Here is a 7,907-nt window from a genome sequence, read left to right as displayed (position 1 = left end):
CTCGATTTATTAATGCACTGTTATAAGAAGACCAATTGGTTGTACGATAGATTTTAGGTGTGGGCTTATTCATTTGAGAATTATATTGTGGAATAAGCCTTTAGAGATAGGTTTGTGCAACAAAGCCTATTTGTAGATGTATTACCTAGCAGAAAATTAGAGGAAAATCGAAGAGTGAATTGGTAAATAGGCTGAATACTTTGAATGAAGTTGATGTAATATTTGAGTTTATTTAGTGATATCTAATTATTGAATAAAACTTATAGGGCTTATCAATTTTGTTTTATATGAGGTTTTTGCATATAAATATAATAAAACAAGCAATAGTGTGTATAACTAAATCTTTATAATGAATATATATTTTTAAAAGTGTAATAAGTACACGATTTTTGTGAGTTGGTGCTGTCAATGTCATTAAATGAGGAAAGACTTACTCATCTTAAACAGCTTGAAGCTGAGAGTATTCATATTATCCGCGAAGTAGCTGCTGAGTTTGAAAACCCAGTAATGCTTTATTCTATTGGTAAGGATTCAGCAGTGATGCTGCATCTGGCGCTCAAAGCGTTCTATCCTGCCAAGCTTCCATTTCCGCTTCTACATGTCGATACGGGTTGGAAATTTAAAGACATGATTGCTTTCCGCGACAACATGGCAAAAACCCATGGTTTTGATTTGATCGTACATCAAAACAAAGAAGGGAAAGATGCGGGCATTAACCCATTTGACCATGGTAGCTCAAAATATACCGACATCATGAAAACTCAAGGCTTAAAACAAGCACTTGATAAATACGGTTTTGATGCGGCATTTGGTGGTGCACGTCGTGATGAAGAAAAATCACGTGCGAAAGAACGTGTCTATTCATTCCGTGACTCGAAACACCGTTGGGACCCAAAAAACCAACGTCCTGAACTTTGGAATCTTTACAACGGTAAAGTGAACAAAGGTGAAAGTATTCGTGTGTTCCCACTATCAAACTGGACTGAGCTTGATATTTGGCAATATATCTACTTGGAAAGCATTCCATTGGTTCCACTTTACTTAGCTGCAGAACGTCCTGTGGTTGAGCGTAGTGGCACCCTGATTATGGTTGATGATGAACGTATGCCTTTAAAAGAAGGCGAAGTTCCACAAATGAAATCGGTACGCTTCCGTACACTTGGTTGTTACCCACTTACGGGTGCAGTAGAGTCAACGGCAAATACCTTACCTGAAATTATCCAAGAAATGTTGCTTGCAACCAGCTCTGAACGTCAAGGTCGTATGATTGACCATGATGAAGCGGGCTCGATGGAGAAGAAAAAGCAAGAAGGTTATTTCTAAAATCTCCCTCTAGCCCCTCTTTAAAAAAGAGGGGGGAACTCCCGAAATAAATGGAGGAAAGTCCTCCTTTATCAAAGGGAGATTTAGAGGGATTAAAGAGATTAAAACCGATTTCTAAAGAATATGTGGAGTTTTGAGCAATGTCTCATCAATCAGAACTGATTAGCCAAGATATCTTGGGCTATCTAAAACAACATGAAAATAAAGACTTATTGCGTTTTCTGACTTGCGGGAACGTCGATGATGGTAAGTCAACTTTAATTGGTCGTTTGCTTTACGATTCAAAATTGATTTATGAAGATCAATTGCAAGCGGTGACTCGTGACTCTAAAAAAGTCGGTACGACAGGCGATGCACCTGACTTAGCACTCCTTGTAGATGGTCTACAAGCTGAACGTGAGCAGGGTATTACCATTGATGTTGCTTATCGTTATTTCTCAACTGAAAAACGTAAGTTCATCATTGCTGACACACCGGGACATGAGCAATATACGCGTAATATGGCAACGGGTGCGTCAACCTGTGATCTTGCGATTATCTTGATTGATGCGCGCTATGGTGTACAAACTCAGACGCGTCGCCATACGTATATTGCAAGCTTACTGGGCATTAAGAACATTATTGTTGCGATTAACAAAATGGACTTGGTTGAATTTTCTGAAGCGCGCTTCAATGAAATTCAGACGGAGTATGCAGGTTTTGTGGCGCAATTGGGTGACCGTAAGCCAAACAACATTATCTTTACGCCTATTTCAGCATTGAATGGTGATAACGTTGTCAATAAATCACCAAATACGCCATGGTATACAGGCGAAACGTTAATGGGTACGCTTGAGTCTGTGGAAATTAACCGCAGTTCAGTGACCAACGATTTTCGTTTCCCTGTGCAATATGTGAACCGTCCAAACCTCAACTTCCGTGGTTTCTGCGGTACAGTTGCGCTAGGTGATGTATCGGTAGGTGATAAAATCGTGGCTTTACCATCAGGCAAGTCGTCGACGGTTAAAGAAATCGTTACTTATGATGGGAACTTAGAGCGTGCCGTTGCAGGTCAAGCAGTAACGTTGACGCTGAATGACGAAATTGATATTTCGCGTGGTAACGTGCTTGTACGTGCGGATCAAGCTGCGCCAGAAATTTCACGTTCGGTCAATGCCACTGTGGTTTGGATGGCAGATCAACCGCTGGTGATTGGTAAGTTGTATAACTTAAAAGTGGGTACGCAAACTGTTCCTGCAAAAGTCACTGCAATTAACTACCGTACCAATGTCAATACATTGGAAAAGGTACAAGTCGATAGCCTTGAGCTGAATGCCATTGCTAATGTCACCGTTGAGTTTGATGCGCCTGTCGTATTTGATCGCTACCAAGACAGTCGTTATACAGGTTCGTTTATCTTCATCGACCGTTTAAACAACGTGACGATTGGTGCGGGTATGGTGGAAGAGTCTGTGGAATGGTCTGCGCATAGCAACCCTGTCACAGCGGAAGACCGTGCTGCACGTTTAGGTCAAAAACCTGCTGCGGTAACTGTCTCTGCGAAAGCTCTAGAAAATGCACAAGCACTTGAAAACTTGTTGATTCAACAAGGTGTAGTTGCGATTGCGAAAGCGGGTCTAACTGCTGATCAGGTTGCACTAGTACGTGAAACAGGTGTGGTTGTGGTGACTGACCTTGTCGACGGCACAGATGTCGCATTCACTCAAGATGCGGTTGAAGAGCTAGCTGATAAAATTGTTGAATTGGTTCGTCTATAAGAGATTGAGCTGATTTGAAGGAACCCACCGTAAGGTGGGTTTTTTATTTCTATTTTAGATGGATAAATATTATTCAAATAAATAATATGATATTTCAATAAAAATTCAGTGCTATAGAATGCCTCTTTTGTAGAGGGGTATTATGAAAAAAATATTATTATTTATTGGTTTAACTTTAACTTTTGCTGCTGATGCTAAACAGCCCACGCAAAGTGATGAAGCGATTAAGAAGGAAATTATTCAACAATCGATACAAGCGTATTCGGGAAATTGTCCTTGTACTTACAATACTGCAAGAAATGGAAGTCGGTGTGGTAAACGTAGTGCTTACAATCGAGTCGGTGGTGCTGCGCCACTGTGTTATCCAGAGGACGTGAGTGATCGTATGGTAAAAGAATTTAAAGGGCGAGCGTAATTTAAGTTCGATTTACAAGGCTTGGAAAATGAAAGAAAACCTGCGGAGATACAGGTTTTCGATTTTGGTGAGGGATTAGACAAGCTTTAATTATTGAGATTGTTAATCGATTGGTTTTGTTAGGAAGTCTCATTATCTTTATTTAAGCGCTTTTTCAGTTTATTCACATAACGTTTAAATGGCCACGTAAACTGCTTCACAAAACTGTTTGGAATTTTATAGCCGACTGTGCCATATACACTGGCCAAATGATTAGGCATATAAATCGATTTAAAAATCACGTCATAAAGTGGAATAAAGGCTGCATAATTTTTATCAATCGCAGGCTTTTCGGAAGAATGATGCCAGTGGTGAAACTCAGGTGTTGCGATCAGCCAGCGCAGATAGGGAAAGCGAAAACGCACGTTGGAGTGAATAAAAATGGCATGGAAAGAAATAAAGACTAAATAAGCAAAGACCGCAGACGTATGAAAACCTAACAAGAAAATTGGTAAGGTTGCGATAAAACGGGTCATTAACACTTCAACGATGTGTAAGCGTGAAGAGGCTAGCCAGTCCATTTGTTCCGTTGAATGGTGAATGGCATGAAAGCGCCATAAAAAATTCACTTCATGCATCGCACGGTGTAACCAATAGGTGGTGAAGTCCACCACGATCAATAGCTCAATAAACTGTAACCAAATTGGCTGTGCCTGCACATAAGGCACAATCGGGTTGTCGGGAATGTGCGTGATCCAATACTGAATAGGCATGACCGTTAAAAACGAAAAAAGCTGAATGCCAATATGGCTAAACATGAAATATTTCATGTCTGTGACCCAGCCAACGCGCAGAATTTTCTGTTCAGTGTTCTTTGCAAAGAATCCTTCAAGTGGGATAAAAACCAAAGCAAGGATGATTAAGGTAATAACGAAATAATCAAAACCTGCATAAAAGGGTAGGGCTGGCAATGTCGGTGCTTTGATCAGTCCACAGCCTAAAATAGCTGCTAAAATGGTGATACACAAACCATAAAAACCATATTTATTCTGTTTAATGATCGCACTATAGGTACCAAAGCCAGCACTGATTACAATGCCAAACAGTAAGGTATAGTAGAAAACATCATAGTGTTTGCTATATAGCGGGCGTAGCTCTGGTGTGGTGAGCACAGTGGGAAATAAAAAGCATAAAGCAGCAAAAATACCCAAAAAGCCTAAGGAAACAGAAAGAAATGCACTGATCTTGCCTTGCCCAGCATTGAGTTGTAGGTTTTCAAATTTTTTTCTGAGTTGATCTGTCATTTTAATTTAATTCTGAATTTTAGGAGTTTTGTCAGAGTTCACTTGAGGGGGAATGTGAAAACATAGGTTAAATTTTAGCGGTATTGCAACTGTTCAGCAATCTTATCTAAAAATATCAAGTAATCCTTCACGTTTATCCATTCGATCTTAAATTTTGATGTTCTATTTCAGGGCTTGAGGTTGCAATCATTAAAAAATTATTTAAGATATATCTTAATAATTTAAAGATGTATCTTTTTATGTCTAAAGCACAAAAAGTTGAACCCTTTGCTGATTTAGAGACAGCACCAGTGTTACGTAAACAGCGCCTATTTGAAGCGGGTCAGATGAAACTTTTAGCCTTACATCTCATTTCATTCGCGCCTAAATATGGCTATGACCTTATTAAAGAAGTGGGTGAAATTGTGGGAGGGGGCTATTGCCCAAGTGCAGGAACGATCTATCCAACCTTGAATTATTTGGAAGAGCAGCAGTTTGTTCAGGTCGCGTTAGATGATGCTGAGCGCAAGCAATACCGTATAACGGCCTTGGGTTTGAAGCATCTTGAGGTTGAGCAAGCAAGTGTGGAAAAGATCTTATCTCGTTTTGATACGCGTAAACAAATTCAAAATAATGAACAATATCTTGACATTAAACGTGCGATGGAAAACCTCAAAGCTTCCTTAAAGCTCAAGATACAACACAGTGAGCTGAGCGCTGAACAAATTCGTGTTATTGCAGAACAAATTGATCAAGCAGCGGTGAATATTGCACGTCTCTAGGAAAACAGAATGAAACAACATGCTTATGAAGTCACCCTCAAACACATTGCAGATGCTCAAGGCAACCCGTCGACCTATACCGATACTTTGAGTTTTAACAGCTATAACCACGACGATATTTTTAAAGTGTTACAGGTGATTCAAAACAGTCAAATGCTGGATGATGAAGCAGCGAAATCATTTGCTGTTGGTTTAAAGCTTTTTAGTGAGGTGATACTGGAGCATAAAAACCTTCCACTCTTTAAAGACTTTATGCCACATTTAGGGCAGTTTATGAAAGCTTTAAAACAAACCGTTAAAACGCAAAGCCAAAGCTAATTTTTATTTACTCAGGTCGATTATGTTCAACACGCTCCCCAAAATTCATATCAAACATTTAAATTGGTTAATGCCTTTATTGCTTTCCGGCCTGATGAGTGGTTCTATTTCTGGTTTTAACTTACTGCTAAATAAAGGCCTAGTGCATAATTTCTTCCATCTTTGGCTCAAAAGCTGGAGCTTATCTTGGTTGATTGCATTTCCTCTGATTATGGTATTTTTACCTTTGGTTCGTAAATTTCTAATGCAGTTTGTATCTTTGCCTGATCAGCCACGCAACTGACATACCTGTGCTTTTCATTTGGCCCGAATCGTTCTAAGTAATGTTTGAGAGGGATGTCGAGAGCGGTCCCAGCTTGCTTTTTTTATCAATGATCAGCGCTATCACGCAGCAAAATAGTCTTCACACTATACATAAGTACGGTGTTCTTCATTTCAATTTATTTCTATGATCAAATAGGTCTATGAAACTTGAAAAATATCGCAAGAGTTAGGAATAAATCATGTCACAAACAACGATGCAACAGGTCATTATTACAGAGCCGGGTGGTGTGGATAAGCTGGCATATGAAACAGTGACTATCCCTGAAGCAAAAGCAGACGAGGTCTTGGTTAAGGTTCATGCGTTTGGTATTAACCGTCCAGATATTTTACAGCGTCAGGGTTTATATCCAATGCCGGCTGGGGTAACGCAAGTGCCAGGACTTGAGGTTGCAGGTGAGGTCGTTGCAATTGGAGCTGAAGTTACACAGTTTAAATTAGGCGATAAAGTTTGTGGTTTGACCAATGGTGGTGGTTATGCAGAGTATTGCGTGGTTCCACAAAGTCAAACTTTACATATTCCAGAAAATGTAAGCTTTGTGGAAGCGGCGGCTATTCCTGAAACTTTTTTCACGGTTTGGGCAAATGTGTTCCAAATGGGTAAAGCCAAAGCAGGGGAAGTGGTGTTGGTGCATGGCGGAACCAGTGGTATTGGCACCACGGCACTCATGCTATGTAAAGCATTGGGCATTAAAACCTTTGCAACCGTTGGCAGCGATGAAAAAGTACAAGCCATTGCAAATTTAACAGATGCCATCAATTATAAAACCCAAGACTTTGAACACGAGATCAATGAGAGAACGGAAAATGCTGGTGTTGATTTGATTTTAGATATGGTGGGTGCACCGTATTTGGAAAAGAATTTGAACTTGCTTCGCCGCGATGGACGTTTGGTTTATATTGCCTTTTTGGGTGGGGCAAAAGCCAAAGAGGTTAAGTTGGGGCAAATTATGATGAAGCGCTTAACCATCACAGGTTCGACCATGCGTGCACGAAATACGGCTGAGAAGGCTGAGATTGCACAAGGTTTACAAAATCATGTAGCACCGCTATGGGCCAAAGGTGAGTGCTTGCCAATGATTTATCAAACTTTTGATTTCGATCAGATTCAAGCAGCACATGCGTGCATGGATACGGGTGAGCACGTGGGTAAAATTGTGGTAAAAATTTTGTAATATTTCTATAGTATAAAAAATAGAGCTGACCTAGTGTCAGCTTTTTTTTGCCTAAAATTTTTCCAAAAAATAAAAATAATGTACTGAAAATAGAAAATAATTTAACAAAGATTAAAAAAAGATAACTGTTCGACACAACCTGTCAAAACTGTGGTGTAAATTTGCAACTAAATTTAAACCTGACAAATTTACGTGGTTTTAAATGAAAAATAAAACAGAAAAGAGGGTTGTCATGAAAATTTTATCGACATCATATACACATGCACATGGTTTCCGTGCGCTCAAGCGCTTGCATAAGGCGGTTATCTATAATAGTGTTTTACCTGATGAGTTACATAAGTTGTATAAAGCCTTAATTCATTTTGAACGCTATATAGAGCGATTAGCGCATCAGAAAACCGCTGTAAAGAAGAGGAAATCTAACAAACATTGAGCGCTTTTTTTGATAAAAACATGACATAGCTTGAAAGTTGACTGTTTGTCTTTTACTTAATATTATTCAGTGATTTATATTGAATATAATGCTTAGGCATTTAACTATAAATAAAGACACA

At 39.4% G+C, this 7,907-nt stretch carries 9 protein-coding genes; 8 read left to right on the top strand and 1 reads right to left on the bottom strand.

The features are described 5' to 3' along the window. Window positions 1-408: 408 nt before the first annotated feature. From cysD to HYI04_RS11235, 3 genes are all read left to right on the top strand, one after another. Window positions 409-1,323, top strand: coding sequence for a sulfate adenylyltransferase subunit CysD (gene cysD / locus HYI04_RS11245; RefSeq protein ID WP_004694369.1), 915 nt, complete (start codon window positions 409-411; stop codon window positions 1,321-1,323). A 140-nt stretch (window positions 1,324-1,463) separates the two neighbouring features. Next, window positions 1,464-3,080: a sulfate adenylyltransferase subunit CysN gene (gene cysN / locus HYI04_RS11240; protein WP_058952092.1), complete on the top strand. Its 1,617-nt coding sequence runs from the start codon at window positions 1,464-1,466 to the stop codon at window positions 3,078-3,080. 142 nt (window positions 3,081-3,222) lie between these two features. Further along, a complete protein-coding gene (locus tag HYI04_RS11235; protein ID WP_010326271.1) occupies window positions 3,223-3,495 on the top strand; it encodes a hypothetical protein in 273 nt (90 codons plus the stop codon). A 119-nt stretch (window positions 3,496-3,614) separates the two neighbouring features. On the opposite strand, the gene HYI04_RS11230 is transcribed toward HYI04_RS11235, so the two are convergent. Further along, window positions 3,615-4,778, bottom strand: coding sequence for a sterol desaturase family protein (locus tag HYI04_RS11230; protein WP_010326272.1), 1,164 nt, complete (start codon window positions 4,776-4,778; stop codon window positions 3,615-3,617). A gap of 239 nt (window positions 4,779-5,017) precedes the next feature. On the opposite strand from HYI04_RS11230, the gene HYI04_RS11225 reads away from it, so the two are divergent. From HYI04_RS11225 to HYI04_RS11205, 5 genes are all read left to right on the top strand, one after another. Continuing rightward, a complete protein-coding gene (locus tag HYI04_RS11225; protein ID WP_010326273.1) occupies window positions 5,018-5,539 on the top strand; it encodes a PadR family transcriptional regulator in 522 nt (173 codons plus the stop codon). 9 nt (window positions 5,540-5,548) lie between these two features. After that, a complete protein-coding gene (locus HYI04_RS11220) occupies window positions 5,549-5,857 on the top strand; it encodes a DUF3861 domain-containing protein (protein WP_010326274.1) in 309 nt (102 codons plus the stop codon). Window positions 5,858-5,879: 22 nt separating this feature from the next. Then, the gene (locus HYI04_RS11215) at window positions 5,880-6,140 is read left to right on the top strand and encodes a DUF2798 domain-containing protein (protein WP_004694355.1); all 261 of its coding nucleotides are present in this window, start codon (window positions 5,880-5,882) and stop codon (window positions 6,138-6,140) included. Between the two features lie 220 nt (window positions 6,141-6,360). Next, window positions 6,361-7,353, top strand: coding sequence for an NAD(P)H-quinone oxidoreductase (locus HYI04_RS11210; protein ID WP_058952091.1), 993 nt, complete (start codon window positions 6,361-6,363; stop codon window positions 7,351-7,353). A gap of 202 nt (window positions 7,354-7,555) precedes the next feature. Continuing rightward, entirely contained in the window at window positions 7,556-7,786 is a 231-nt protein-coding gene (locus tag HYI04_RS11205; RefSeq protein WP_371746419.1) for a hypothetical protein, read from the top strand. Window positions 7,787-7,907 lie beyond the last annotated feature (121 nt).

It is taken from the genome of Acinetobacter sp. SwsAc2 (genome assembly GCF_013391465.1).
Taxonomy (GTDB): domain Bacteria; phylum Pseudomonadota; class Gammaproteobacteria; order Pseudomonadales; family Moraxellaceae; genus Acinetobacter; species Acinetobacter johnsonii.
Note: the sequence above shows the minus strand (reverse complement) of the source record. Positions and strands in the feature narration are given on the sequence as shown.

What these genes read in the sequence shown, in the direction of transcription:
- cysD (WP_004694369.1), top strand. Translation starts at nt 409, where the DNA reads ATGTCATTAAATGAGGAAAGACTTACTCATCTTAAACAGCTTGAAGCT.
- cysN (WP_058952092.1), top strand. Translation starts at nt 1,464, where the DNA reads ATGTCTCATCAATCAGAACTGATTAGCCAAGATATCTTGGGCTATCTA.
- HYI04_RS11235 (WP_010326271.1), top strand. Translation starts at nt 3,223, where the DNA reads ATGAAAAAAATATTATTATTTATTGGTTTAACTTTAACTTTTGCTGCT.
- HYI04_RS11230 (WP_010326272.1), bottom strand. Translation starts at nt 4,778, where the DNA reads ATGACAGATCAACTCAGAAAAAAATTTGAAAACCTACAACTCAATGCT.
- HYI04_RS11225 (WP_010326273.1), top strand. Translation starts at nt 5,018, where the DNA reads ATGTCTAAAGCACAAAAAGTTGAACCCTTTGCTGATTTAGAGACAGCA.
- HYI04_RS11220 (WP_010326274.1), top strand. Translation starts at nt 5,549, where the DNA reads ATGAAACAACATGCTTATGAAGTCACCCTCAAACACATTGCAGATGCT.
- HYI04_RS11215 (WP_004694355.1), top strand. Translation starts at nt 5,880, where the DNA reads ATGTTCAACACGCTCCCCAAAATTCATATCAAACATTTAAATTGGTTA.
- HYI04_RS11210 (WP_058952091.1), top strand. Translation starts at nt 6,361, where the DNA reads ATGTCACAAACAACGATGCAACAGGTCATTATTACAGAGCCGGGTGGT.
- HYI04_RS11205 (WP_371746419.1), top strand. Translation starts at nt 7,556, where the DNA reads ATGAAAAATAAAACAGAAAAGAGGGTTGTCATGAAAATTTTATCGACA.